Below are 25,824 nucleotides of genomic sequence, written 5' to 3' on the forward strand. Positions count from 1 at the left end.
GGGCGCTAGTGAGTAAAACACAGCTCAACTTGACCCGCATCGTGTTATTGGATTTATGGCATCACAAGTGGGTGCTGTTGCTCGCGGTGGCCGTGTTAGCTAATGCCGTGTTGGTGGTGTACACCAGCCATGCCAGTCGCAAATACACCAGTCAGTGGGAAGAGTTATTGCAAGAGCGTGACCGCCTCGATATTGAGTGGCGTAATTTGCTGTTAGAAGAGCAGTCGCAATCTGAGCACAGCCGTGTGACTCGTATAGCGACCAAAGAATTAGAGATGATTAGGCCCTTGCCTAACGAAGAAGTGGTGATAAGAATACCGTGAAAAAGCAGGCTAAACGTAAGCAAAAACCACAACTTATCCACTGGCGTCTATACGTCGTCGTGGCGTTTGTGTGTCTGTTGTTTACCAGCTTAGTGGGACGCGCGGCGTATATTCAGATTATTGAGCCCGAAAGACTGCGTCACGAGAGTGATATGCGCACGTTACGTACCACGAGCCGCGAAGTACATCGAGGCTTGATCACCGACCGCAACGGCGAAATGCTTGCCGTAAGTGTGCCGGTTAAGGCGGTTTATGCCGATCCTAAAGTGGTGCATGATAAAGAGGGTTTTGCTGATATGCGTCGCTGGCAAGCGTTGGCCGACGTATTGCACGAACCTAAAAGCGAGATTCTGGCGCGGGTGCAATCAAACCCTAAGCGACGCTTTACCTACCTTAAGCGCCAAGTCACGCCCGCCGTTGCCGATTACATTAAGCAGCTTAAGTTACCCGGCGTGTACCTAAAAGCCGAGTCACGGCGCTACTATCCAACCAGTGAAATTTCGGCGCAGCTGGTGGGGCTGACCAATATTGATGATATCGGTATTGAAGGCATTGAAAATACCTATAACGACTGGCTGACGGGCACGCCGACTAAGCAACAGGTACGTAAGTCTCGCGATGGTCATGTGGTTGAACGGTTAGACATGGTGCAAGCGGGTGAAAACTCTAATGATTTAGTGCTCAGTATCGATCAGCGCATTCAGCAGTTAGCCTACCGCGAGATTAAGCGTACCACGGAAATTAACCAAGCCACGTCTGCATCGATTGTGGTGCTCGATGTGCATACCGGTGAAGTGCTAGCGATGGCGAATACACCCTCTTACAACCCTAACTCTCGCGAAAATTTGCAGAGTTACCGCATGCGTAATCGTGCCCTTACTGATGCCTATGAACCGGGCTCAACCATTAAGCCGTTTGTGGTCGCGGCGGCATTGGAAGCGGGCACCATTGAAGCCAATCAGATTTTTAAGACTCATCCGGGGCGCATTCGCATCGGCGGCAAAATTGTGCGTGATGGACGTAACTACGGTGACATGAGCCTTGCCGATGTATTGGTGCATTCAAGCAACGTGGGCATGACCCAAATTGCGCTCTCTATGCCGGTGCAAGAGCTATTAGGTTATTACCAAGCGATGGGGCTGGGCAGCTATTCAGGCATTAACCTTCCGGGTGAAAGCGCCGGGCTCATTCATGATCGCCGCCGCTGGTCTGATTTTGAACGTGCGACCCTCTCTTTTGGTTATGCCTTAACAGTAACGCCGCTGCAGATAGCCAGAATGTACGCCATGCTCGGCAGTGGTGGCATCTTGTATCCTTCATCCATTCTTAAATTAAATCAGCCACCTGAAGGGCAGCGCGTGGTATCGACCGAGGTGGCCGAAAACGTAATGCAGATGCTGATCGGGGTGACCGAGCCCGGTGGCACCGCCAAGAAAGCCCATATTGATGGTTACCCGGTTGCGGGTAAAACGGGCACAGCACGTAAGGCGGTAGCTGGTGGCTATGGTGACGACTACGTGGCGTTATTCGCTGGTGTGGCTCCGGTACATAATCCTAAGTTGGCGATTGTCGTTGTGGTCAACGAACCCAAAGGCGATCGTTATTATGGCGGTGATATTGCAGCTCCAGTGTTTGCCAAAGTGATGTCAGGGGCGTTACAGATGTTGAATGTTGAGCCTATTAGTGCTCCAGAAAAAGTGAGATTAGCCGGTAATGTTAGGAGAGGTGAATAATGTTACTGCGTGATGTACTGGCGCCCTGGTTTCATTATGCGGGCCCAGAAGCGATGACACATTTAAGTTTAGATAGCCGCGATATTTCGCCTGGCTGTGTCTTTATTGCCGTGCCTGGCCACCAGGTCGATGGTCGGCAATATATTGCAACCGCCTTTGCAAATGGTGCGAATGCCGCCATTGTGCATACCGACTCGCCAGAGTTGCATGGGCAAGTGAGCCATGAAGGTGGCTTACAGATTTTTTTCTTTCAGCTATCACGTCAGTTGTCAGCCTTATCGGCGCAAGTTTATCACTTGGGCGTCGAGCGTTGTAAAATCATCGGCGTGACTGGCACTAACGGCAAAACGTCGGTTACCCAATTAATTGCCCAGTTGTGTGAGAGCATGGCATGTCGCAGTGCGGTTATGGGCACCCTAGGTAATGGGATTTGGGGGCAGTTAGTCGATAGCGGTAATACCACTGCCGATCCTATTACTGTGATGCGTCAGCTGCATGAGTTTAATCACCAAGGCGCGCAGGTGTGTGCCATGGAAGTATCGAGTCATGGGCTGGTACAGGGGCGTGTCGATGCGGTGCCCTTTGATGTGGCGATATTTACTAATTTAAGCCGTGATCACCTCGATTATCACGGCACGATGGACGCCTATGGCGCTGCAAAGCAGCGGTTATTTCGTTTTGCCTCCTTGTCTCATGGGCTACTTAATATCGACGATCCTGTTGGTGAGCAGTGGCTCGATGATAGCCATGGCCAACCCCTTGTCGGTTACAGCGTTAACGCTCATCCTCGTGCTGCCATTTACACCACAGAGGTAAAGCAACATGCTAATGGCGTCAGTGCCACATTAGTTTGGCCAGAGGGACAAGCCCAAGTGGATAGCCCATTATTGGGCATATTTAACCTGGCCAATTTGGTCGCCGCATTAGGAGCTTTGTATCTGTGTGGTTACTCCATGGCAGAGCTGCTTAAGCATGTGGCAAGGTTACAACCTGTCGCTGGGCGCATGGAGCGTTTTACGACCCAAAATGGCGTGACGTTAGTGGTGGATTATGCCCACACGCCAGATGCACTCGCCCAAGCATTAACGGCGCTTAGAGGCCATTGTCAAGGGCAGCTGTGGTGTTTGTTTGGCTGTGGTGGCGATAGGGATAAAGGCAAACGCCCATTGATGGCACGAGCTGGCGAGGCGCATGCCGATCGTCTAATGGTCACCAGTGATAATGCCCGTAGCGAAATTCCCGAAGCTATTATTGCCGATATTATCGCCGGACTTGCTCAACCTGAGATGGCGCTGACAAGTGTTGACCGTCAGCAAGCGATTGAGCAAGTGGTGGCCAATGCAGCCCCAGGCGATCTAATTTTACTGGCAGGTAAAGGCCATGAGGCTTATCAAGAGATAGCTGGGCGCCGTATCGATTATGATGAACGCGCCTTAGCTGCCGCGATTGCTGGGAGAGCCGTATGATCCCCTTAACCTTAACGCAGTTAGCCACTCAACTCGGTGGCAGATTAGTCGGTGATGACTTAACGGTAAGCAAAGTGGCTAGCGATAGCCGCGCCGTCGATGCGCAGACCTTATTTGTCGCCCTAAAAGGGGAGCGTTTCGACGGCCATGACTTTGCCGCCACAGCGGTTGATAACGGAGCCGTGGCCTTGTTAGTCGAGCGTGTGTTGCCATTACCCGTACCGCAGTTGGTCGTAGGCAATAGTCAGCTGGCGATGGGCCAAATAGGTGCCTTTGTAAAACAACAAGTTGCGCCTAAGTCGCTGGCGCTGACCGGCTCTAATGGCAAGACCAGTGTTAAAGAGATGGTCGCGACGATTTTGTCTCAGCGGCATCAGGTACTTTACACCGCGGGTAACTTCAATAATGAGATTGGCGTGCCCTTAACCCTGCTGCGTGTAGAGCCGCAACATCAATTTGGCGTGTTCGAATTAGGCGCTAATCATATCGGCGAGATTAATTACACTTCATCTTTAGTGCAACCGGATGTGGCTCTGGTTAATAATGTCGCCTCGGCGCACCTAGAGGGTTTTGGTTCACTGGACGGTGTGGCTAAGGCCAAGTCTGAAATTTTCAACCATCTGGCAAAAGCAGGCGTTGCGGTGATCAATGCCGATGACGCTTTTGCCGATGTGATGCATGCTGCGGCCGCAGGCATTGCACAGCTGACCTTTTCGATACAAGAGAGCACTGAAGCTGAGCCAGAGCTTGCTAAGCGGGCCGATGTCGTCGCTTGCGACTTACAGGCCGATGTAGTGGGACGCTATCGCTTTAACCTGCACTATCAGCAGCAGTGCTATCCGGTGAGTTTGCCGTTGTCGGGGCGCCATCAGGTGAGTAATGCCTTAGCAGCCACCGCATGTTGTTTAGCCTTAGGGCTGTCGCTGCACGAGATTGTCGATGGCTTACACAAATTGATGCCGGTAAAAGGCCGTATGTTGCCCACACAGCTGGGACGAATTTTGTTAGTCGATGACAGTTACAACGCCAATCCTGCCTCGGTAGGGGCGGCAATTGACTGGCTTCAAGAAATTAACGGAAATCGCTGTTTAGTGCTGGGCGATTTAGGCGAATTAGGTGACAATGCGTCCCTTTTACATTGGCAGCTCGGTGAAAAGGCCAAGTTGCAAGGGATCGATGCCCTGTTCTCACTCGGAGAGCTTAGCCGAAACAGCAGTGACGCATTTTCGGGGCAACACTTTACCCATTTAGATGAGTTAGTAGTCGATTTAATTAATTATTTTAACCAGTTAGATGGAGATGTGACTGTGTTAGTCAAAGGCTCTCGCAGTGCCAAAATGGAGCGCGTGGTCGAAGCCCTAATTGCCGCCTTCGAGCGCAAGGAGTTGTGTTAATGCTGGTTTATCTGGCTGAGTATTTAACCCAGTATTATTCAGGGTTTAACGTTTTTTCTTATGTGACATTTAGGGCGATCCTTGGTCTGTTAACTGCCATGCTATTTAGCCTGTGGTGGGGGCCTAAGATGATTGAACGTTTGCAGTTATTGCAAATTGGCCAAGTGGTGCGTAACGATGGCCCTGAATCACACTTTAGTAAGCGCGGAACCCCTACCATGGGGGGATTGCTGATCTTAGCCGGCGTGTTTATTAGTGTGCTGCTGTGGGGAGATTTGGGCAGCCGTTATGTGTGGGTGATGTTGTTTGTACTGGCGGCTTTTGGTCTGATTGGTTTTATTGATGACTACCGTAAGGTGGTGCGTAAAGATACCAAGGGCTTGATTGCTCGCTGGAAGTATATCTTGCAATCATTAGCAGCACTGGCCATCGCTTTTTACTTGTACGCTTCGGCGCAAACTGTGGGCGAAACCCAGTTGGTGGTCCCGTTCTTTAAAGATGTGATGCCGCAGTTGGGTGGGCTCTTTATCGTCTTGGCTTACTTCACCATTGTCGGGTCAAGTAACGCGGTTAACTTGACCGACGGTCTCGATGGCTTGGCGATTATGCCAACGGTGATGGTGGCGGCGGCGTTTGCTCTGATTGCCTATCTTTCAGGGCACGTGCAGTTTGCTAGCTATTTACACATTCCCTATCTGCCAGGTTCAGGTGAGTTGGTGATTGTCTGCACCGCAATTGTGGGCGCAGGCTTGGGTTTCTTGTGGTTTAACACTTACCCAGCACAAGTCTTTATGGGCGATGTGGGCTCTTTGTCATTAGGCGCGGCGCTCGGAACCATAGCCGTGCTAGTACGCCAAGAGATTTTACTGGTGATCATGGGCGGCGTATTTGTAATGGAAACCGTGTCGGTCATCTTGCAGGTGGGATCATACAAGCTGCGCGGCCAACGCATTTTTAGAATGGCACCCATCCATCACCACTACGAATTAAAAGGCTGGCCAGAACCACGGGTGATTGTTCGTTTCTGGATTATTTCACTGTTTTTAGTGTTGCTAGGCTTAGCAACCTTAAAGTTAAGGTAAACACTCATGACGAGTAGTTATACGCACATAGTATTAGGACTGGGAGCCACAGGGCTGTCGGTGGTGCGTTATTTAACGAAACAAGGGATCACGCCACTGGTGATGGACAGCCGCGAGCATCCGCCTGGCCGTGAAGCTCTGAGCTGTGATTTCCCGCAGGTCGAGTTGCTTACCGGTGGATTTGATTGCCGCTATTTAGTGCAAGCGAGCCAAATTGTGATTAGTCCAGGCATCCCGCTCGATACCCCGGAAATTAGGGTTGCTATCGATATGGGGATTGATGTGGTCGGTGATGTGGAGCTGTTTGCTCGTGCGATAGCCGATCGCTCAGCCTGCGTGATTGGTATCACTGGCTCAAACGGCAAGTCAACCGTCACGACATTGGTGGGAGAGATGGCCGCGAGTGCCGGGCTTGATTATGCCCTGGGCGGCAATATTGGCGTGCCAGTATTAGATCTGCTTGACCAGCAACCAGACTTGTATGTACTGGAACTGTCTAGTTTCCAATTAGAGACCACGCACAGCCTTAAATGTATTAGTGCAACGTGTCTCAATATCAGTGAAGATCATATGGATCGCTACGCCGATTTAGAGGCGTATCGTCAGGCCAAGTTAAGTCTATATGCTCAGGCTAAGTTGGTGATTGTCAATCGTGATGACGCGCAAACCATGCCTGGCGAGCCGATGAACCTGCAAAGCTTTGGCCTATCGGCCCCTGAAGGCGATGAATGGGGCATTGAGCACGGCATGCTGGTGCATGGCACCACAGAATATGTGGCGGTAAGCGGGCTTGCCATTGTCGGCAGCCACAACCACGCTAACTTGTTAGCCGCGATGGCGCTAGCCGATAGCGCCGATATCCCTAAGGCCGCTATGGTGCAAGTGGCCCAGCAGTTTACCGGGTTAGCTCACCGTTGTGAGTTAGTCGCGAAACGCCATGGCGTGATGTATGTGAATGATTCTAAGGCGACCAATGTGGGCGCTACCCTGGCGGCATTACAAGGATTGGCTAGCCATGCAGGCGAGATAGTCCTTATCGCAGGTGGTGACGGTAAAGGCGCAGACTTTTCGCCGCTTAAAGATGCACTGCAGGGCGTCAGCCAGCTAATCACCTTAGGCAAAGATGGCGATAATATTGCGGCATTGTTTGACGGCGCAATAAAGGTCGACTCTATGGCCGCAGCGGTTGAGCAAGCGGCTCGCTTAGCGAACGATGGCGACATAGTGCTGCTATCACCGGCGTGCGCTAGCCTCGACATGTATCGTAACTTTATGGAACGTGGCGACGATTTTCGTGCGCAAGTCATTGCGCTCGATACCGAGGCTGGGCATGCGTAGCTATGAGCGCCAACTCAACCTATTTGGAAGCAGCCTTCATTGGTCGCTACCTAATCTGTTTAGTCAGCGTGATGCGCCGGGCATGCAGCTATACGATCGCTCGTTACTGTTTGCCATTATCGGTTTAATTTGTTTCGGTTTTATTATGGTGATGTCGGCTTCTATGCCAGAGGCACAGACATTAACCGGTAATCCATTTCATTTTGTGTGGCGTCATGTCGCCTATATCTGCGGGTGTGTGATTATTGCCGCCGCGGTATTGCGAGTTGAGATGTACCGTTGGCAACAGTTTAGTCCGATATTATTGCTGTTGGTTGGCATTATGTTGGTCTTGGTGCCCCTTATCGGTACCACGGTTAATGGTGCCACACGCTGGTTAGCCGTTGGGCCGGTGCGCATTCAGGTGGCTGAGCTCGCTAAGTTTGCCTTTGCGATCTACATGGCGGGGTATTTGGTCAGGCGACATCAAGAGGTGCGTGAGAACGCTAAAGGCTTCTATAAGCCGATCGCAGTATTTGCGCTTTATGCTTTCTTGATCTTATTGCAACCGGACTTAGGTACTGTGGTGGTGCTGTTTGTGGGCACGGTCGGGTTATTGTTTTTAGCCGGGGCGAGATTACTCGACTTCTTTGCGTTGATCTTAACCGGTGCGGTGGCATTTGTTGTCTTGGTGATGTTAGAGCCTTATCGGATGGCACGAGTCACTTCGTTTAGGGATCCTTGGCAGGACCCTTTTGGTAGCGGCTACCAATTGACGCAATCGTTAATGGCTTATGGTCGTGGCGACTGGTTTGGTCAAGGATTGGGTAACAGTATTCAAAAGTTGGAATACCTCCCCGAGGCCCATACCGACTTTATTTTTGCGGTGATTGGGGAAGAGTTGGGTTTTGTTGGCATCATTTTTGTGTTGTCGGTTTTATTATTTGTGGCGCTTCGGGCGATTAAGCTGGGCAATTTATGCTTACTCAGAGACAGGGCTTTTGAAGGCTATTTAGCCTATTCAATTGGCATCTGGTTTTGCTTTCAAACCGTGGTCAATGTGGGGGCTAGCATTGGCATGTTGCCGACAAAAGGGTTAACTCTGCCTTTTATTAGCTATGGCGGCAGTAGCCTTTGGGTGATGACCGCGGCCGCGATGATATTAATTAGAATTGACCATGAACGGCGATTAAGCCTGATACAGGCAGTACAAGGCAAGGTGAAATAATGGTCTTACAAAAACGTATTTTGATCATGGCTGGCGGCACGGGAGGGCATGTATTCCCGGCGTTAGCGGTGGCCAAGCATTTAGCCAAACGAGGCTGGCAGGTGCGTTGGTTGGGCACCGCAGAGCGGATGGAGGCGCGCCTTGTGCCTCAGCATGGATTTGATATCGACTTTATCGATATCAAGGGGGTGCGTGGTAATGGTGTGCTGCGTAAGTTGGCGGCGCCGTTTAAAATTGTGCGCTCAATTATGCAAGCCCGTGAGGTGATTAACGAATTTAAGCCTGATGTGGTATTAGGCATGGGCGGTTTTGCCAGTGGTCCTGGTGGCATAGCCGCAAGGCTTAGCGGTATTCCGCTGGTGTTGCATGAGCAAAATGCAATTCCCGGTATGACCAATAAACTGTTGTCGCGTATCGCCAGCCGTGTGCTGTGTGCTTTCGATAACACCTTTGAGAGTGGCGCCGAAGTGGTGGGTAACCCCATACGCCGCGAGCTGATTAACTTAGGTCAGCGCCGCGCAGTCAGCACCGATGACGCCTTGCGTGTGTTAGTGGTGGGTGGCAGTTTAGGCGCTAAGGTCTTTAACGACTTAATGCCGGCAGTGGTGGCTGAGGTGAGTCAGCATCATTCGATCACTGTGTGGCATCAGGTGGGCAAAGGCAACCTGGCGAGTGTTGAAAACGACTATTTACAACGTGGCCAGTCAGGCATAGTCAAAGTGGCTGAATTTATTGATGATATGGAAGCTGCGTATCGCTGGGCCGATGTGGTGTTGTGCCGCGCTGGCGCGCTGACGGTGTCAGAAGTGGCGGCGGTTGGCTTACCGAGTATGTTGGTGCCTTATCCCCATGCGGTAGATGATCATCAAACCAAAAATGCCCAAGTATTAGTTGAGGCAGGCGGCGCCTTTTTATTGCCGCAAGCCGTATTAGATAGTGACAAATTGATCAGTAAACTGCAGATGCTGGCGAGTGATCGCAACGCCCTGAGAGAGATGGGCGAATTGGCGAGAAGTGTCGCAGTGTTAGATGCAACAGAGCGAGTGGCGGCCGTGTGCACCGCGCTGGCAAATAAGGATTCAGATGAGTAAAACCGAAGAAAAATACGCCCCTTTAAGAAGCATTATCCCTGAGATGCGCCGGGTTAAACAGATCTATTTTGTTGGCATCGGTGGTGCGGGTATGGGGGGTATTGCCGAAGTGTTGCTCAATGAGGGCTACCGTCTAAGTGGATCGGATATCGCCGATAATGCTGTGACCACTCGTTTACGTCGTTTAGGCGCCACTGTATATATCGGCCATAAGGCTGCACAAGTGCAAGGCGCCGATGTGGTAGTGGTGTCCACCGCGATTGATGCCACTAATCCTGAAATTTTGGCGGCTAAAGATCTGCGCATTCCCATTGTTCGCCGGGCAGAAATGCTGGCCGAATTGATGCGCTATCGTCACGGCATTGCCGTTGCCGGTACTCATGGTAAAACCACCACCACCAGTTTAATTGCCAGTATTTATGGTCAGGCTGAGCGCGATCCTACTTTCGTCATTGGCGGTTTGCTTAATAGCGCCGGCACCAATGCACGTTTAGGTAAGAGCCGTTATTTGATAGCCGAAGCGGACGAGAGTGATGCGAGCTTCCTGCACCTGCAACCTATGGTGAGTGTGATCACCAATATTGAAGCCGATCACATGGACACCTATGGCGGTGATTTTGAGAAGCTCAAAGCCACCTTTATCGACTTTTTGCACAATCTGCCTTTTTACGGGGTGGCGGTGGCCTGTATTGACGACCCAGTGGTAAGAGAGTTGTTGCCTCGCATCAGTCGCAAGGTGGTGACTTACGGCTTTAGCGAAGATGCCGATGTGCAGGCGCTCAATTTTGTACAGCAAGGTTATCGTTGTAGCTTTACCGTGCGCCGTGAGGCGATGGCCGATCTGGACTTAAGCGTTAACTTACCTGGGCAACACAATGTGCTTAATGCCTTGGCGGCTATTGCCGTGGCAACCGAAGATGAAATTGAAGATGATGCCATTGTTAAAGCCTTGGCTGAATTTCAGGGTATTGGCCGTCGTTTTCAGCAGTTGGGTGAATTTAACACTCAAGCGGGTAGCGTGATGTTAGTCGATGACTATGGGCATCACCCCAGTGAAGTCGCGGCAACCATTAGGGCGGCTCGCTCTGGCTGGCCGGATAAGCGTCTGGTGATGCTGTATCAGCCCCATCGTTACAGCCGTACTCGCGATTTGTATGATGATTTTGTCGATGTGCTGGCTCAGGTCGACTGCTTGTTGTTACTCGATGTATATAGCGCTGGTGAAGCACCAGTACCGGGCGCCGATAGTCGTGCCTTGTGTCGATCAATTCGTCAACGTGGGCAACTTGACCCTATTTTTGTCGCCGATCCACAGCAATTAGAAACGATTTTACCTGGGGTGTTACAAGAGGGTGACCTATTACTGACTCAAGGTGCTGGCAATATTGGGGCAATTAGCCGCCAATTGGCCGATGCCAATTTGTTATTTGAACCTGTGAAAGTGTGACGGTCTTACCAAGGTTAAGGTAGGCCGAGGATGAAGCTTTTGACGCTATGGTTGAGGTCGTTATAATGCCAGGTTATTTAATAAGTTACACGTGTAGTTGTGTGGTTGTTTTTTATCCTAAATCAAGTGCGTTAGGGCGGTAATTCATGTCCTGGAACGAACGGTTTAAACGTGGGCGAGAGCGACTATTACAGGTCGATTGGTATCTGTGCCTTGGATTGATCTTTCTGTTTCTGGTATTCAGTGCGCTGCTTATGGGAGCGTGGAAGTTAAACCTAGTGCTCAACGATGCCGATGCCTTGCCCATTGAGGCGGTGGCGGTAAAGGGCGATAGACAATTTACCAGTGACGCAGAGATCCAAGCGGCACTGAAAGATCTGATGCAGCGTAGTTTTTTTTCGGCTGACGTGAATCAGGTACAAGAGGCACTAGAAAGTTTGCCTTGGGTGTATCAAGCGTCGGTGCGACGTGAGTGGCCGGCAAAGCTTAAGGTCTATCTGGTAGAGCAAAAAGCTGTTGCCCATTGGAATGAAGTCGATTGGGTTAATGAGCAAGGGCAAGTATTTGAGGCGCCAATGAAACCTGGAATAGATGAATTACCAAGTTTAGTTGGCCCAAACGATCAGGCGATGTCGGTGTTAACCCACTATCGCCAGATCGGTGAGTTACTCACCATAAATGGATTTAAATTAACCCATTTAGAGTTGAGTCCTCGACATGCATGGCTGGGTGTTTTAGACAGCGGCATAGAGTTAAACTTAGGACGAGAAGATAAAATGGCACGGGTTCAACGGTTTATCGATGTGTACTCCACATTGGTTGCACAAGGCAAACCTATCGCCAGAGTGGATTTGCGCTACGATACCGGGTTGGCCGTAGGTTGGGATAATGCACAAGATGAGAGCCATTAAGTAATGACCAAGAATCAAGATAGAAATCTGATCGTTGGATTGGACATAGGGACATCGAAGGTCGCAGTGATCATTGGCGAGGTGTTACCTGATGGAGAGATCAGTGTCGTTGGCTTAGGCAGTCATCCTTCTCGCGGCATGGATAAAGGCGGTGTTAACGATCTCGACTCTGTGGTGCGCAGTGTTCAACGTGCATTGGATCAGGCCGAGTTGATGGCCGACTGCCAAGTGGCCTCGGTCTATTTAGGCATTTCGGGTAAGCATATCCAATGCCAAAACGAAAATGGCATGGTCTCGATTAACGACGAAGAAGTCACTCAAGAAGATGTCGATAACGTTATCCACACTGCTCGTTCGGTTAAGATCCCAACTGAGCGCCGTATTTTGCATGTGTTGCCGCAAGAATATGCGATTGATGTGCAAGATGGTATTAAGAGCCCTATCGGTATGTCGGGCATGCGTATGGAAGCCAAGGTGCATATCGTTACTTGTGCTAACGACATGGCTAAAAATATCACTAAGAGTGTCGAGCGTTGCGGGTTAAAGGTTGATGATCTGGTGTTTTCTGCCATTGCTTCGGCGGATTCGGTATTAACTGACGACGAGAAAGATTTAGGTGTATGTCTGGTCGATATGGGCGGCGGTACAACCGATATCACTATCTATACCAATGGCGCGCTACGTCATTGTGCCGTAGTACCAGTGGCAGGTAATCAGGTGACTAATGATATTGCCAAAATATTCCGTACGCCTTTGTCTCATGCTGAGCAGATAAAGGTGCAGTATGCCAGTGCGCGTAGTTCCATGGTCAGCCGTGAAGACAGTATCGAAGTGCCATCGGTCGGTGGGCGTCCGTCGCGTACTATGTCGCGCCACACCTTGGCTGAAGTGGTCGAGCCTAGATACCAAGAGCTGTTTGAATTAGTCCGTAAAGAATTACGAGACTGCGGCATGGAAGATCAAGTCGCCGCGGGCATTGTATTGACAGGCGGCACGGCATCGATTGAAGGTGCGGTAGATGTGGCTGAAGCCACCTTTGGTATGCCAGTGCGAGTGGCTGAGCCATTAGCGGTAAAAGGCTTATTTGAATATGTAAACCAACCCATCTACTCCACGGGAGTTGGGTTGTTGCATTACGGCGCAAGAAGGGTGATCGAACGTCAGTTTGAGCGCCCAGAGCGTCAAGGGGTAACCAGTCTTTGGAATCGAGTCCAGAGCTGGTTTAAGGGCGAGTTTTAATTTAATAACGCAGACTAAACGGAGATAATACCATGTTTGAGATCATGGATAGTCATTCAGACGAGGCGGTGATTAAAGTCATCGGCGTCGGTGGAGGTGGCGGCAACGCTGTCGAACATATGGTCAAGCACAACATCGAAGGTGTTGAGTTTGTTGCCACAAATACAGATGCTCAGGCGTTACGTAAGTCTGCGGCTGGCACAACGATCCAACTGGGTCGTGACGTTACTAAAGGGCTCGGCGCCGGGGCAAACCCTGAAATCGGTCGTTTAGCGGCAGAAGAAGATAGAGAAAATATCCGCAATGCAATTAAAGGCTCAGATATGATCTTTATTGCAGCAGGTATGGGCGGTGGTACAGGTACTGGCGCTGCGCCAGTGGTTGCCGAGATCGCCCGTGAAGAGGGGATTCTTACCGTTGCAGTGGTGACTAAGCCGTTTCCTTTCGAAGGTAAAAAGCGCATGGCTTATGCCGACCAAGGTATCGAACTGCTCGCGAAGCATGTTGACTCTTTGATCACGATTCCCAACGAGAAGCTGCTTAAAGTATTAGGCCGTGGCACCTCTTTACTCGACGCATTCGCCGCCGCAAATAATGTATTGCTTGGTGCGGTGCAAGGTATTGCCGAGCTTATCACTCGCCCAGGTCTTATCAACGTGGATTTCGCGGATGTAAAAACCGTCATGTCAGAGATGGGTAATGCCATGATGGGGACTGGCGTGGCCAGTGGCGAAGACCGTGCAGAAGAAGCGGCCGAAGCTGCTGTAGCCAGTCCGCTGCTAGAAGATATCGATCTTGCTGGTGCGCGTGGTGTATTGGTTAACATCACCGCCGGTATGGACATGAGCATCGAAGAGTTCGAAACCGTGGGTAACCATGTTAAGGCTTATGCATCTGACAACGCGACTGTGGTAGTGGGCGCGGTTATCGACCCAGAAATGAGCGATGAGCTACGTGTAACGGTTGTTGCAACAGGTATTGGCGCCGAGAAAAAGCCTGACATTCAGTTGGTGTCTAAGCCTGCTCCACGTCAAGAGCAAGTGGCTGCCACCGAGGTTAAGGTTGAGTTACCTGTTGAAGAGGCGATGCAACCTATGGTCGGTGGTAATGTCATGCCGGTGCACAAAGTTGAGCCGACAATTCAGCCTAAAAACGATCTTGATTACTTAGATATTCCGGCGTTTTTGCGCAAGCAAGCTGATTAATCGGCTGTGTATAGCAGGGTGGATTGCGGTTATTATCAAGATAACTGGTGAGTTGATTTAACCAGTATATTTTGGTGAAATGGCAAACATATGCTAGCATGTCCGACCTGCTGCGCTTATGCGCGCTGTTTTGTTGTGCAAAAATACATTGCTTTGGTTGAGATATAACGGGTAACTACATGATTTTTCAAAGAACTGTTAAAGAGATGGTTAAAACCACCGGTGTCGGATTGCATTCCGGTAATAAGGTGACTTTGACGATCAAGCCCGCACCAGTCAATACCGGAATCGTCTTGGTACGTACCGACTTAACCCCGAACGTTGCGATAGCAGCCAAGGCGGATCAAGTGCGTGAAACGACCATGTGTACTGCGCTGGTCAATGATGATGGTGTTCGTATTTCAACGATAGAGCATCTGTTTGCCGCATTAGCGGGACTTGGGATCGACAACGCTATCATTGAAGTCGATGCGCCCGAGATTCCGATCATGGATGGCAGTGCCAGTCCATGGGTTTTCCTGCTGCAATCAGTAGGAATACAAGAACAGACAGCAGCAAAGAAATATTTAAGGATCAAGCGTCCCATACGTGTTGAAGATGGTGATAAGTGGGCCGAGTTACGTCCATATAAAGGTTTTAGAGTCGATTTTGCTATCGATTTTGATCACCCTGAAATCGCCAGAAGTCAGCAACATATGGTGATGGATTTTTCTTCATCAGCTTTCGTTCGTGATATTAGTCGTGCAAGAACCTTTGGGTTTATGCGTGATATTGAATATCTGCGGGCGAACAACCTAGCATTAGGTGGCAGTATGGAGAACGCCGTTGTGCTTGATGAATATCGCGTCCTCAACCCCGATGGTCTGCGTTATGAGGATGAGTTTGTTAAGCACAAGATACTCGATGCGTTTGGCGATCTCTATGTAGCCGGTCATGCGATTGTGGGTGAGTTTTGCGCCTACAAGACAGGCCATGCACTTAACAATCAATTAGTGCGTGCGCTGCTGGCTGAACAAGATGCTTGGGAGCTTGTGAGTTTCGAGAAAGAAGAAGAGGCTCCTGTGAGCTTTGCGGTGCCAAGCGGCGCCACCTTCGCCTAACTCGATATTAAGATTGCCTTGAACGGCTGGCTAAAGCAGCCAGCCGTTTTAGTTTTACGCCTAGTGAACCTTCGGTATGATCAGCTAGGGCCTGTATATGGGCCGCTGCAGTTTCGCTAATCTGGTTGTGAGCTGGCTTTGATTTTGTTTCATACAAGTTCAAGCCTGGGTTGACTTTAACCTCGATAGCGGACAGCATGGGGAGCGTTTCGGCTTGTAACTGCTGTAACATTTTGGGTTTTTGAAAGTTAATTCTAGCGGCCCATGCAGCAGTTGTGGTTTCGATAACAAGAACACCTTGACGGAAATTGGCAACTTTAAGTTGCTCCGTGACAGGACCTGTCATCACCTGTTTCACATAGTGATCCAAGTGAAGTAACAGTTCTGCTTTTTCAGCAAGTGAAGGTAACTGACCTTGTTGATGTAGTAACTGGCTTAGATCCTGCGGGGGCTTTTTCATTTCATCACATAATAAAATGGCTTAATGAGGCTATGAGTGTAACAGTTTTTATTCAAGGTCGAAATGGTGCCACGCGCTGGCAACCAGGCAAACGTTGGCTATTACTCCCTATTTTGCTCATTGCAGCAGGTACCGGGCTATACCAGCATCACGCTAAACAAATTGTGCAGCAACAAAACAACGTTGATAACGAACGTGTTGCTCGAGAAGAACAGCTGCATCAACTCATCGAGTTAAAAGGTGCCACAGAATCGCAGTTGGCGATGCTGGTGACTCATGTCGCCCGCATGCAGGCCAAAGTGACTCGTTTAGAGGCGCTGGGGCAACAAGTTGCCAAAGATTACAAACTCGAAGATCAATTCGATTTCTCTTCAGAAGTCGGTGTCGGCGGCCTGAGTGAACTAGGCAGCAACATCGAACTCGATCAGCTTATCCAAGATATGGATAGGCTAGTCTCTCGCATAGATAACAATAATGTTCAATTAGCACTACTTGAAACAGTGACATCTAATCTCCATATAGATGATGAGCGTTATATCTCGGGACGTCCGATCCAAAAAGGTTGGTTATCATCCCACTACGGTTTACGTAATGACCCTTTTAATGGCAGAAGAACGATGCATAAAGGTATCGACTTTGCTGGTAAAGAGGGGGCCGATGTTGTGGCAACCGCTGGCGGTGTCGTAACCTGGTCAGGCAGTATGTTTGGTTATGGTGAGTTAGTCGAAATTGACCATGGTAATGGTCTGCGTACTCGCTATGGACATAATAAGTCTTTGTCAGTAGCTGTAGGTGATGTGGTCGCCAAAGGCGACAGTATTGCCCAAATGGGCAGTACGGGTCGTTCGACGGGTCCCCATGTGCATTATGAAGTGTTGCGAAATGGGCAGCAGATAGATCCTAAAAAATATGTCTACCGCAAGGCAGGTTAAATTAAAAATAGGCTTTCAGTTTCCATAGAGACTAAGCCAATAACATAAAAGTGGTTCAGATGTTTGGTAAATTACTGACAAAAATATTTGGTAGTCGTAACGATCGCACCCTTAAAGCCCTTAGTAAGGTTGTCATTAAAATTAATGCGCTTGAGGCTGATTTCGAGAAGCTCTCGGATGAAGAATTAAAGGCAAAAACCGCTGAATTTAAGGCGCGCTTAGCTGCAGGAGAGACACTCGATGATGTGTTGCCTGAAGCGTTCGCCGTCGTGCGAGAAGCCTCGAAACGTGTTTTCGATATGCGTCATTTCGATGTGCAATTGCTCGGTGGTATGGTGCTTGACAGTAACCGTATTGCAGAGATGCGCACTGGTGAAGGTAAAACCTTAACAGCCACCCTGCCAGCTTATCTGAACGCACTTACGGGCAAAGGGGTTCACGTGATCACAGTAAACGATTACTTGGCCCGCCGCGATGCCGAAAATAACCGCCCTCTTTTTGAATTCCTTGGCATGACTGTTGGCATTAACGTTGCCGGCTTAGGTCAAGTTGAGAAGAAGATGGCTTACGATGCTGATATTACCTACGGTACCAACAACGAGTTTGGCTTCGATTACTTGCGCGATAATATGGCGTTTTCACCAGCCGAGCGTGTACAGCGTCCGCTGCATTATGCATTGATCGATGAAGTTGACTCGATCCTTATCGACGAAGCGCGTACGCCATTGATCATCTCTGGCGCTGCTGAAGACAGCTCTGAACTGTATAAAAAGATTAACACCCTAATTCCTCATCTTATTCGTCAAGAGAAAGAAGATACCGAAGAGGAAGTGGGCGAGGGCGATTACTCTGTCGATGAAAAAGCCAAGCAGGTTCATTTGACCGAGCGTGGCCAAGAGAAAGTGGAAGTACTGCTTACCGAGCGCGGTATGCTTGCCGAAGGTGATTCACTCTACTCTGCTGCTAATATTTCTTTATTGCACCATGTGAATGCCGCATTGCGTGCACACACATTATTTGAAAAAGATGTCGACTATATCGTGCAAGACAATGAAGTGATCATTGTCGATGAGCATACGGGTCGTACTATGCCGGGGCGTCGTTGGTCTGAAGGTCTGCATCAGGCTGTCGAAGCTAAAGAAGGCGTGCATATTCAAAATGAAAACCAAACGCTGGCATCGATCACCTTCCAGAACTTCTTCCGTCAGTATGAAAAACTGGCTGGTATGACGGGTACTGCCGATACCGAGGCGTTTGAGTTCCAGCATATTTATGGTCTCGATACCGTAGTGATCCCAACCAACCGCCCTATGGTGCGTAAAGATCATCCCGATTTAGTTTACTTAACAGCGGCCGAAAAATATGAAGCGATCATCAAAGACATCATAGATTGCCGTGAGCGCGGTCAGCCTGTATTAGTTGGTACCGTTTCGATTGAGCAATCTGAACTGCTGCATAGCTTGTTAAAGAAAGCCAAGATCCCTCACGAAGTACTTAACGCTAAGTTCCATGAACGTGAAGCTGATATTGTGGCGCAGGCTGGTCGTAAAGGTGCCGTCACGATTGCCACTAACATGGCAGGTCGTGGTACCGATATCGTGTTAGGTGGCAACTGGAATATGGAGATCGAAGCACTCGATAATCCAACACCAGAGCAAAAAGCCAAAATTAAAGCCGATTGGCAAATTAGACACGATGAAGTAGTTGCCGCTGGCGGTTTACATATTCTTGGTACCGAACGCCATGAATCGCGTCGTATCGATAATCAGTTGCGTGGTCGTTCTGGTCGTCAGGGCGACGCCGGTTCTTCACGTTTCTACTTGTCGATGGAAGATAGCTTAATGCGTATCTTCGCTTCAGAGCGTGTTTCTTCAATGATGAAGAAATTGGGTATGGAGAAAGGCGAAGCGATTGAGCATCCATGGGTGTCTCGTGCGATTGAAAATGCGCAGCGTAAAGTAGAAGCGCGTAACTTCGATATCCGTAAACAACTACTCGAGTTCGATGATGTGGCCAACGATCAACGCCAGGTGGTTTACGCACAGCGTAATGAATTGATGGATGCCGACAGTATTCAAGATACTATCGTCAACATCCAAGGCGATGTGGTTAATGCACTTATCGATCAATACATTCCACCTCAGTCGGTAGAAGAGTTATGGGATGTTCCAGGTCTTGAAACCCGTCTTGAGCAAGAGTATGGCTTAAAGATGCCTGTGCAAGAGTGGTTAGATAAAGAAGATGATCTACACGAAGAAACGTTACGCGAGCGTATCGTCGATACGTGGGTAAAAGCTTATCAAGCTAAAGAAGAGATGGTCGGTGCTCAGGTGCTACGTCAATTCGAGAAAGCGGTCATGTTGCAGACACTCGATGGCCTGTGGAAGGAACACCTAGCGGCAATGGATCATCTACGTCAAGGTATCCACTTACGTGGTTATGCGCAGAAGAATCCAAAGCAAGAGTACAAGCGTGAATCGTTTGAGCTGTTTCAGCAGATGCTAGATACCTTAAAGCATGATGTGATCAGTGTGTTGTCAAAGGTACAAGTGCAAGCGCAGTCCGATGTCGAAGAGATGGAAGAGCGTCGTCGTCAAGAAGAAGCTAAGATCCGTCGCGATTATCAACATGCAGAAGCAGAGGCATTAGTTGGTGCCGAAGAGGCCCAAGCACTTGCAGCGACTCAGCCTGTTGTGCGCGAAGGTGAAAAGGTGGGGCGTAACGATCCCTGTCCATGTGGATCAGGTCGTAAATATAAACAGTGCCATGGCAAATTAAGCTAATTTTGCCAGTCTAATTAAAAAGCCATCCCTGAGGATGGCTTTTTTGATCTTACTCCACTTGCGCCGTGGGAATAATGGTATTTTACGTTGATTATGATGCTTTACATTAAGTGGGGCCCAATAGCGCATCACTTAGCATGCATTAATCAATAGTGTGCATTAGCCAAACTCTATAAACGTATAAAACGTCTAAATCGATATTGCTTCCCTATGTAGTCCTATCAATATAAAGAATCGGCAATTAATCACTTTATAAACCTAGTAAGCACAATGAGCCACTAATAAGTTAGTTCTATTAAGTGGCCGAGCCAGCAATAGCTAATCAGTAATAGCTAAAAGAAGTGCAATGTATCGTGTGTTTTTTACTCGCTCAACTTCGCTCTGTGGATAAGGTTGGGGGTAAGGGGTGTGTATTGTGTGGCTATCTAAAAAGATCGCAAAAAGTGCCATTTTTCTTCAAAAACAACTTGCGCCCCCCAGATATCTCCCTATAATGCGCAACCACTGACACGGCGAAGCTCGCAGAGATAAGTCGTAAAGCACTAAGTAACTTGGTTAAACACCTAGCTTACAGCGTGGTCAGGCACTGAAAAGTGCCGCATCAAAAAGTTTTCAAAAACTGCTTGACGCGAACCACGGATTGCGTAGAATACGCAGCCCTAGCCACTTGGAACTACCGAGATGTGCTAACGCTCTTTAACAATTTATCAAGTAATCTGTGTGGACACTCACAGGTGTTGAGTTAATCGAAATTGCCTAACCTTCGAGTTGGCAATCAAAGAATTAAATCAATGTAACGATGAGTGTTCATAGCAATATGTACAAACGTTTTTAAGATTCTTCCGAGTCTTTTAAACGGAATCAGAATTCATTGAGCCGAATCGCAAGATTCAACAAAACTTTAATTGAAGAGTTTGATCATGGCTCAGATTGAACGCTGGCGGCAGGCCTAACACATGCAAGTCGAGCGGTAACAGGAATTAGCTTGCTAATTTGCTGACGAGCGGCGGACGGGTGAGTAATGCCTAGGGAACTGCCCAGTCGAGGGGGATAACAGTTGGAAACGACTGCTAATACCGCATACGCCCTACGGGGGAAAAGAGGGGACCTTCGGGCCTTCTGCGATTGGATGTACCTAGGTGGGATTAGCTAGTTGGTGAGGTAATGGCTCACCAAGGCGACGATCCCTAGCTGTTCTGAGAGGATGATCAGCCACACTGGGACTGAGACACGGCCCAGACTCCTACGGGAGGCAGCAGTGGGGAATATTGCACAATGGGCGCAAGCCTGATGCAGCCATGCCGCGTGTGTGAAGAAGGCCTTCGGGTTGTAAAGCACTTTCAGCGAGGAGGAAAGCTTAAGCGTTAATAGCGTTTAGGTGTGACGTTACTCGCAGAAGAAGGACCGGCTAACTTCGTGCCAGCAGCCGCGGTAATACGAGGGGTCCAAGCGTTAATCGGAATTACTGGGCGTAAAGCGTACGCAGGCGGTTTGTTAAGCGAGATGTGAAAGCCCCGGGCTCAACCTGGGAATTGCATTTCGAACTGGCAGACTAGAGTCTTGTAGAGGGGGGTAGAATTTCAGGTGTAGCGGTGAAATGCGTAGAGATCTGAAGGAATACCGGTGGCGAAGGCGGCCCCCTGGACAAAGACTGACGCTCAGGTACGAAAGCGTGGGGAGCAAACAGGATTAGATACCCTGGTAGTCCACGCCGTAAACGATGTCTACTCGGAATTTGGTGTCTTGAACACTGGGTTCCCAAGCTAACGCATTAAGTAGACCGCCTGGGGAGTACGGCCGCAAGGTTAAAACTCAAATGAATTGACGGGGGCCCGCACAAGCGGTGGAGCATGTGGTTTAATTCGATGCAACGCGAAGAACCTTACCTACTCTTGACATCCAGAGAATTCGCTAGAGATAGCTTAGTGCCTTCGGGAACTCTGAGACAGGTGCTGCATGGCTGTCGTCAGCTCGTGTTGTGAAATGTTGGGTTAAGTCCCGCAACGAGCGCAACCCTTATCCTTATTTGCCAGCACGTAATGGTGGGAACTTTAGGGAGACTGCCGGTGATAAACCGGAGGAAGGTGGGGACGACGTCAAGTCATCATGGCCCTTACGAGTAGGGCTACACACGTGCTACAATGGCAAGTACAGAGGGTTGCAAAGCCGCGAGGTGGAGCTAATCTCACAAAGCTTGTCGTAGTCCGGATTGGAGTCTGCAACTCGACTCCATGAAGTCGGAATCGCTAGTAATCGTGGATCAGAATGCCACGGTGAATACGTTCCCGGGCCTTGTACACACCGCCCGTCACACCATGGGAGTGGGCTGCACCAGAAGTAGATAGCTTAACCTTTCGGGGAGGGCGTTTACCACGGTGTGGTTCATGACTGGGGTGAAGTCGTAACAAGGTAGCCCTAGGGGAACCTGGGGCTGGATCACCTCCTTACCTATACGACTAACTTAATGTTTGTTGAGTGTTCACACAGATTACTTGATAGAAAGAAAGAGCAAAATATCGAAAGATAATTTTTGAGGGATTTGATTCAGTTAGAATTAAATAACCAAAAAGAATGGGTCTGTAGCTCAGCTGGTTAGAGCGCACCCCTGATAAGGGTGAGGTCGGTGGTTCAAGTCCACTCTGACCCACCAAATCTTCGTTTATTCTACGTTAACTTGTTACTCGTTTAGTGAACTAAACGTCGCAACAAGTTACCTTGACTAAACTCGATTTGGCTTCGCCAAAATTATTTGGCATTCGATATATTTGTTTGACTGCATGTAAATGGGGCTATAGCTCAGCTGGGAGAGCGCCTGCCTTGCACGCAGGAGGTCTGCGGTTCGATCCCGCATAGCTCCACCATTTACTTGCACATGGATAGAGATGCCAAAGATAAATGCAAAATTTATCTTTGGCTTTTTTAAGCCCGCTCTTTAAAAATTTGGAAAGCTGATAGTGTTAATGTGAAAGGGATAGTGACGTACTTGTACGTGATTGTTTGTAGCATTGACGCGAAAATTAAAATTGAGTTCTCAAACACTTAAATCAAGTGCCGAGTCATTGTAATGATGATTCATGAGTATTCTTTTGGCGAAAGTAAACACCATTAGTTGCGATACAGCCATCAAGCTTACCCGCTTGATAGGATGTGTTTTGTAAACATTAGTTTGTGAAACTCATTTGGGTTGTATGGTTAAGTGACTAAGCGTATACGGTGGATGCCTTGGCAGTCAGAGGCGATGAAGGACGTAGTAACTTGCGAAAAGCGTTGGCGAGCTAGTAACAAGCATTTGAGCTAACGATGTCCGAATGGGGAAACCCACATGCATAAGCATGTATCACAACATGAATACATAGTGTTGTGAGGCGAACCCGGGGAACTGAAACATCTAAGTACCCGGAGGAAAAGAAATCAACCGAGATTCCCCTAGTAGCGGCGAGCGAACGGGGATTAGCCCTTAAGCGTAGAGGGTGTTAGTGGAATGTGTTGGAAAGCACAGCGGCACAGGGTGATAGCCCCGTACATGAAAACTAACTTTACGTGAAAACGAGTAGGACGGGACACGTGACATCTTGTCTGAACATGGGGGGACCATCCTCCAAGGCTAAATACTCCTGACTGACCGATAGTGAACCAGTACCGTGAGGGAAAGGCGAAAAGAACCCCTGTGAGGGGAGTGAAATAGAACCTGAAACCGTATACGTACAAGCAGTGGGAGCGGTTCTTGAGACCGTGACTGCGTACCTTTTGTATAATGGGTCAGCGACTTACATTTTGTAGCGAGGTTAAGCGAATAGCGGAGCCGTAGGGAAACCGAGTGTTAACTGCGCGTTTAGTTGCAAGGTGTAGACCCGAAACCCGGTGATCTAGCCATGGGCAGGTTGAAGGTTGAGTAACATCAACTGGAGGACCGAACACACGTATGTTGAAAAATGCGGTGATGACTTGTGGCTGGGGGTGAAAGGCCAATCAAACCGGGAGATATCTGGTTCTCCTCGAAAGCTATTTAGGTAGCGCCTCGAGCGAATACCATTGGGGGTAGAGCACTGTTAAGGCTAGGGGGTCATCCCGACTTACCAACCCTTTGCAAACTCCGAATACCAATGAGTACTACTCGGGAGACACACGGCGGGTGCTAACGTCCGTCGTGAAAAGGGAAACAACCCAGACCATCAGCTAAGGTCCCAAAGTTATTGCTAAGTGGGAAACGATGTGGGAAGGCTTAGACAGCTAGGATGTTGGCTTAGAAGCAGCCATCATTTAAAGAAAGCGTAATAGCTCACTAGTCGAGTCGGCCTGCGCGGAAGATTTAACGGGGCTAAGCAATACACCGAAGCTATGGGTACTAGCGCTTGCGCTAGTGCGGTAGAGGAGCGTTCTGTAAGCCGTTGAAGGTGAAGGGGTAACCCACGCTGGAGGTATCAGAAGTGCGAATGCTGACATGAGTAACGATAAAGGGGGTGAAAAACCCCCTCGCCGAAAGACCAAGGGTTCCTGTCCAATGTTAATCAGGGCAGGGTGAGTCGACCCCTAAGGCGAGGCCGAAAGGCGTAGTCGATGGGAAACAGGTTAATATTCCTGTACTTCTGCTAACTGCGATGGAGAGACGGAGAAGGCTAGGCTAGCGCGGCGTTGGTTGTCCGCGTTTAAGGCTGTAGGTGGTGCACTTAGGCAAATCCGGGTGCACATACACTGAGAGTTGATGACGAGGTTCTACGGAACTGAAGTAGTTGATGCCATGCTTCCAGGAAAATCTTCTAAGCTTCAGGTTAGCAGGAATCGTACCCCAAACCGACACAGGTGGTTGGGTAGAGAATACCAAGGCGCTTGAGAGAACTCGGCTGAAGGAACTAGGCAAAATGGTACCGTAACTTCGGGAGAAGGTACGCTCCTGTTGGTGATGAGACTTGCTCTCTAAGCTGACGGGAGTCGCAGATACCAGGTGGCTGCAACTGTTTATCAAAAACACAGCACTGTGCAAACTCGCAAGAGGAAGTATACGGTGTGACGCCTGCCCGGTGCCGGAAGGTTAATTGATTGGGTTATCTTCGGAGAAGCTCATGATCGAAGCCCCGGTAAACGGCGGCCGTAACTATAACGGTCCTAAGGTAGCGAAATTCCTTGTCGGGTAAGTTCCGACCTGCACGAATGGCGTAATGATGGCCACGCTGTCTCCAGCCGAGACTCAGTGAAGTTGAAATTGCGGTGAAGATGCCGTATACCCGCGGCTAGACGGAAAGACCCCGTGAACCTTTACTATAGCTTGGCACTGAACATTGACCCTACATGTGTAGGATAGGTGGGAGACTTTGAAGCAGGAACGCCAGTTCTTGTGGAGTCAACCTTGAAATACCACCCTTGTAGTGTTGATGTTCTAACTCTGGCCCCTGAATCGGGGTTGAGGACAGTGCCTGGTGGGTAGTTTGACTGGGGCGGTCTCCTCCCAAAGAGTAACGGAGGAGCACGAAGGTTGGCTAAGTACGGTCGGACATCGTACGGTTAGTGCAATGGCATAAGCCAGCTTAACTGCGAGACATACACGTCGAGCAGGTGCGAAAGCAGGTCATAGTGATCCGGTGGTTCTGAATGGAAGGGCCATCGCTCAACGGATAAAAGGTACTCCGGGGATAACAGGCTGATACCGCCCAAGAGTTCATATCGACGGCGGTGTTTGGCACCTCGATGTCGGCTCATCACATCCTGGGGCTGAAGTCGGTCCCAAGGGTATGGCTGTTCGCCATTTAAAGTGGTACGCGAGCTGGGTTCAGAACGTCGTGAGACAGTTCGGTCCCTATCTGCCGTGGGCGTTGGATGATTGAAGGGAGCTGCTCCTAGTACGAGAGGACCGGAGTGGACGAACCGCTGGTGTTCGGGTTGTCATGCCAATGGCATTGCCCGGTAGCTACGTTCGGAATCGATAACCGCTGAAAGCATCTAAGCGGGAAGCGAGCCCTAAGATGAGTCATCCCTAGGACTTTAAGTCCTCTAAAGGGCCGTAGGAGACTACTACGTTGATAGGCAAGGTGTGTAAGCGTTGTGAGGCGTTGAGCTAACTTGTACTAATGACCCGTGAGGCTTAACCATACAACCCAAAAGGGTTTCTAACTAAGTGA

Annotated in this window: 16 protein-coding genes, 2 tRNA genes and 2 rRNA genes; 19 read left to right on the plus strand and 1 reads right to left on the minus strand. The window is 49.4% G+C overall.

The window, feature by feature from the left end; translation table 11 throughout:
• Window positions 1-8: 8 nt before the first annotated feature.
• From ftsL to lpxC, 13 genes are all read left to right on the plus strand, one after another.
• Complete coding sequence (gene ftsL, locus AC5YB1_RS03475) at window positions 9-323, plus strand: cell division protein FtsL (protein ID WP_494520737.1); 315 nt, start codon at window positions 9-11, stop codon at window positions 321-323.
• On the plus strand, window positions 320-2,056 hold the full coding sequence (locus tag AC5YB1_RS03480) for a peptidoglycan D,D-transpeptidase FtsI family protein (RefSeq protein WP_494520738.1): 1,737 nt from the start codon (window positions 320-322) through the stop codon (window positions 2,054-2,056). Before ftsL ends, AC5YB1_RS03480 begins: the two co-directional genes overlap by 4 nt.
• Window positions 2,053-3,522 (plus strand): UDP-N-acetylmuramoyl-L-alanyl-D-glutamate--2,6-diaminopimelate ligase, encoded by a 1,470-nt coding sequence (gene murE / locus AC5YB1_RS03485; protein WP_494521570.1) that lies wholly within the window; start codon window positions 2,053-2,055, stop codon window positions 3,520-3,522. The genes AC5YB1_RS03480 and murE overlap by 4 nt, the downstream gene beginning before the upstream one ends.
• Window positions 3,519-4,916, plus strand: coding sequence for a UDP-N-acetylmuramoyl-tripeptide--D-alanyl-D-alanine ligase (locus AC5YB1_RS03490; protein WP_494520739.1), 1,398 nt, complete (start codon window positions 3,519-3,521; stop codon window positions 4,914-4,916). Before murE ends, AC5YB1_RS03490 begins: the two co-directional genes overlap by 4 nt.
• Window positions 4,916-5,998 (plus strand): phospho-N-acetylmuramoyl-pentapeptide-transferase, encoded by a 1,083-nt coding sequence (gene mraY, locus AC5YB1_RS03495; protein ID WP_494520740.1) that lies wholly within the window; start codon window positions 4,916-4,918, stop codon window positions 5,996-5,998. Before AC5YB1_RS03490 ends, mraY begins: the two co-directional genes overlap by 1 nt.
• 6 nt (window positions 5,999-6,004) lie before the next feature.
• Window positions 6,005-7,336, plus strand: a complete 1,332-nt coding sequence (gene murD, locus AC5YB1_RS03500; protein WP_494520741.1) for a UDP-N-acetylmuramoyl-L-alanine--D-glutamate ligase — start codon at window positions 6,005-6,007, stop codon at window positions 7,334-7,336.
• Window positions 7,329-8,543, plus strand: a complete 1,215-nt coding sequence (ftsW, locus tag AC5YB1_RS03505; protein WP_494520742.1) for a cell division protein FtsW — start codon at window positions 7,329-7,331, stop codon at window positions 8,541-8,543. Before murD ends, ftsW begins: the two co-directional genes overlap by 8 nt.
• Entirely contained in the window at window positions 8,543-9,634 is a 1,092-nt protein-coding gene (gene murG / locus AC5YB1_RS03510; protein WP_494520743.1) for an undecaprenyldiphospho-muramoylpentapeptide beta-N-acetylglucosaminyltransferase, read from the plus strand. The genes ftsW and murG overlap by 1 nt, the downstream gene beginning before the upstream one ends.
• Window positions 9,627-11,081, plus strand: a complete 1,455-nt coding sequence (gene murC / locus AC5YB1_RS03515; protein WP_494520744.1) for a UDP-N-acetylmuramate--L-alanine ligase — start codon at window positions 9,627-9,629, stop codon at window positions 11,079-11,081. Before murG ends, murC begins: the two co-directional genes overlap by 8 nt.
• Before the next feature lie 146 nt (window positions 11,082-11,227).
• Window positions 11,228-11,992 carry a cell division protein FtsQ/DivIB gene (locus AC5YB1_RS03520; protein WP_494520745.1) on the plus strand — a complete coding sequence of 255 codons (765 nt, stop codon included), beginning with the start codon at window positions 11,228-11,230 and terminating at the stop codon, window positions 11,990-11,992.
• Between the two features lie 3 nt (window positions 11,993-11,995).
• Window positions 11,996-13,231 carry a cell division protein FtsA gene (gene ftsA / locus AC5YB1_RS03525; RefSeq protein WP_110457551.1) on the plus strand — a complete coding sequence of 412 codons (1,236 nt, stop codon included), beginning with the start codon at window positions 11,996-11,998 and terminating at the stop codon, window positions 13,229-13,231.
• Between the two features lie 32 nt (window positions 13,232-13,263).
• The gene (gene ftsZ, locus AC5YB1_RS03530; RefSeq protein WP_494520746.1) at window positions 13,264-14,436 is read left to right on the plus strand and encodes a cell division protein FtsZ; all 1,173 of its coding nucleotides are present in this window, start codon (window positions 13,264-13,266) and stop codon (window positions 14,434-14,436) included.
• Window positions 14,437-14,615: 179 nt separating this feature from the next.
• Complete coding sequence (gene lpxC / locus AC5YB1_RS03535) at window positions 14,616-15,536, plus strand: UDP-3-O-acyl-N-acetylglucosamine deacetylase (RefSeq protein ID WP_494520747.1); 921 nt, start codon at window positions 14,616-14,618, stop codon at window positions 15,534-15,536.
• A gap of 7 nt (window positions 15,537-15,543) precedes the next feature.
• Here the strand turns inward: lpxC and AC5YB1_RS03540 are convergent, their stop codons facing one another.
• Window positions 15,544-15,996, minus strand: a complete 453-nt coding sequence (locus tag AC5YB1_RS03540; RefSeq protein WP_494520748.1) for a DUF721 domain-containing protein — start codon at window positions 15,994-15,996, stop codon at window positions 15,544-15,546.
• Between the two features lie 32 nt (window positions 15,997-16,028).
• Here AC5YB1_RS03540 and AC5YB1_RS03545 point away from each other — a divergent pair, with 32 nt between their 5' ends.
• The 6 genes from AC5YB1_RS03545 to AC5YB1_RS03570 all read left to right on the plus strand — a co-directional run bounded on the left by AC5YB1_RS03545 (window position 16,029) and on the right by AC5YB1_RS03570 (window position 25,795).
• Complete coding sequence (locus AC5YB1_RS03545; protein ID WP_494520749.1) at window positions 16,029-16,928, plus strand: peptidoglycan DD-metalloendopeptidase family protein; 900 nt, start codon at window positions 16,029-16,031, stop codon at window positions 16,926-16,928.
• Between the two features lie 59 nt (window positions 16,929-16,987).
• Complete coding sequence (gene secA, locus AC5YB1_RS03550) at window positions 16,988-19,711, plus strand: preprotein translocase subunit SecA (protein WP_494520750.1); 2,724 nt, start codon at window positions 16,988-16,990, stop codon at window positions 19,709-19,711.
• 902 nt (window positions 19,712-20,613) lie between these two features.
• Window positions 20,614-22,158 (plus strand): 16S ribosomal RNA (locus AC5YB1_RS03555).
• Window positions 22,159-22,284: 126 nt separating this feature from the next.
• Window positions 22,285-22,361: transfer RNA gene (locus AC5YB1_RS03560), tRNA-Ile, on the plus strand.
• A 135-nt stretch (window positions 22,362-22,496) separates the two neighbouring features.
• Window positions 22,497-22,572: transfer RNA gene (locus AC5YB1_RS03565), tRNA-Ala, on the plus strand.
• 329 nt (window positions 22,573-22,901) lie between these two features.
• Window positions 22,902-25,795: ribosomal RNA gene (locus tag AC5YB1_RS03570) — 23S ribosomal RNA — on the plus strand.
• Together the 16S and 23S rRNA genes with 2 tRNA genes alongside form the textbook arrangement of a ribosomal RNA operon.
• Window positions 25,796-25,824 lie beyond the last annotated feature (29 nt).

It is taken from the genome of Shewanella sp. 433 (genome assembly GCF_059338565.1).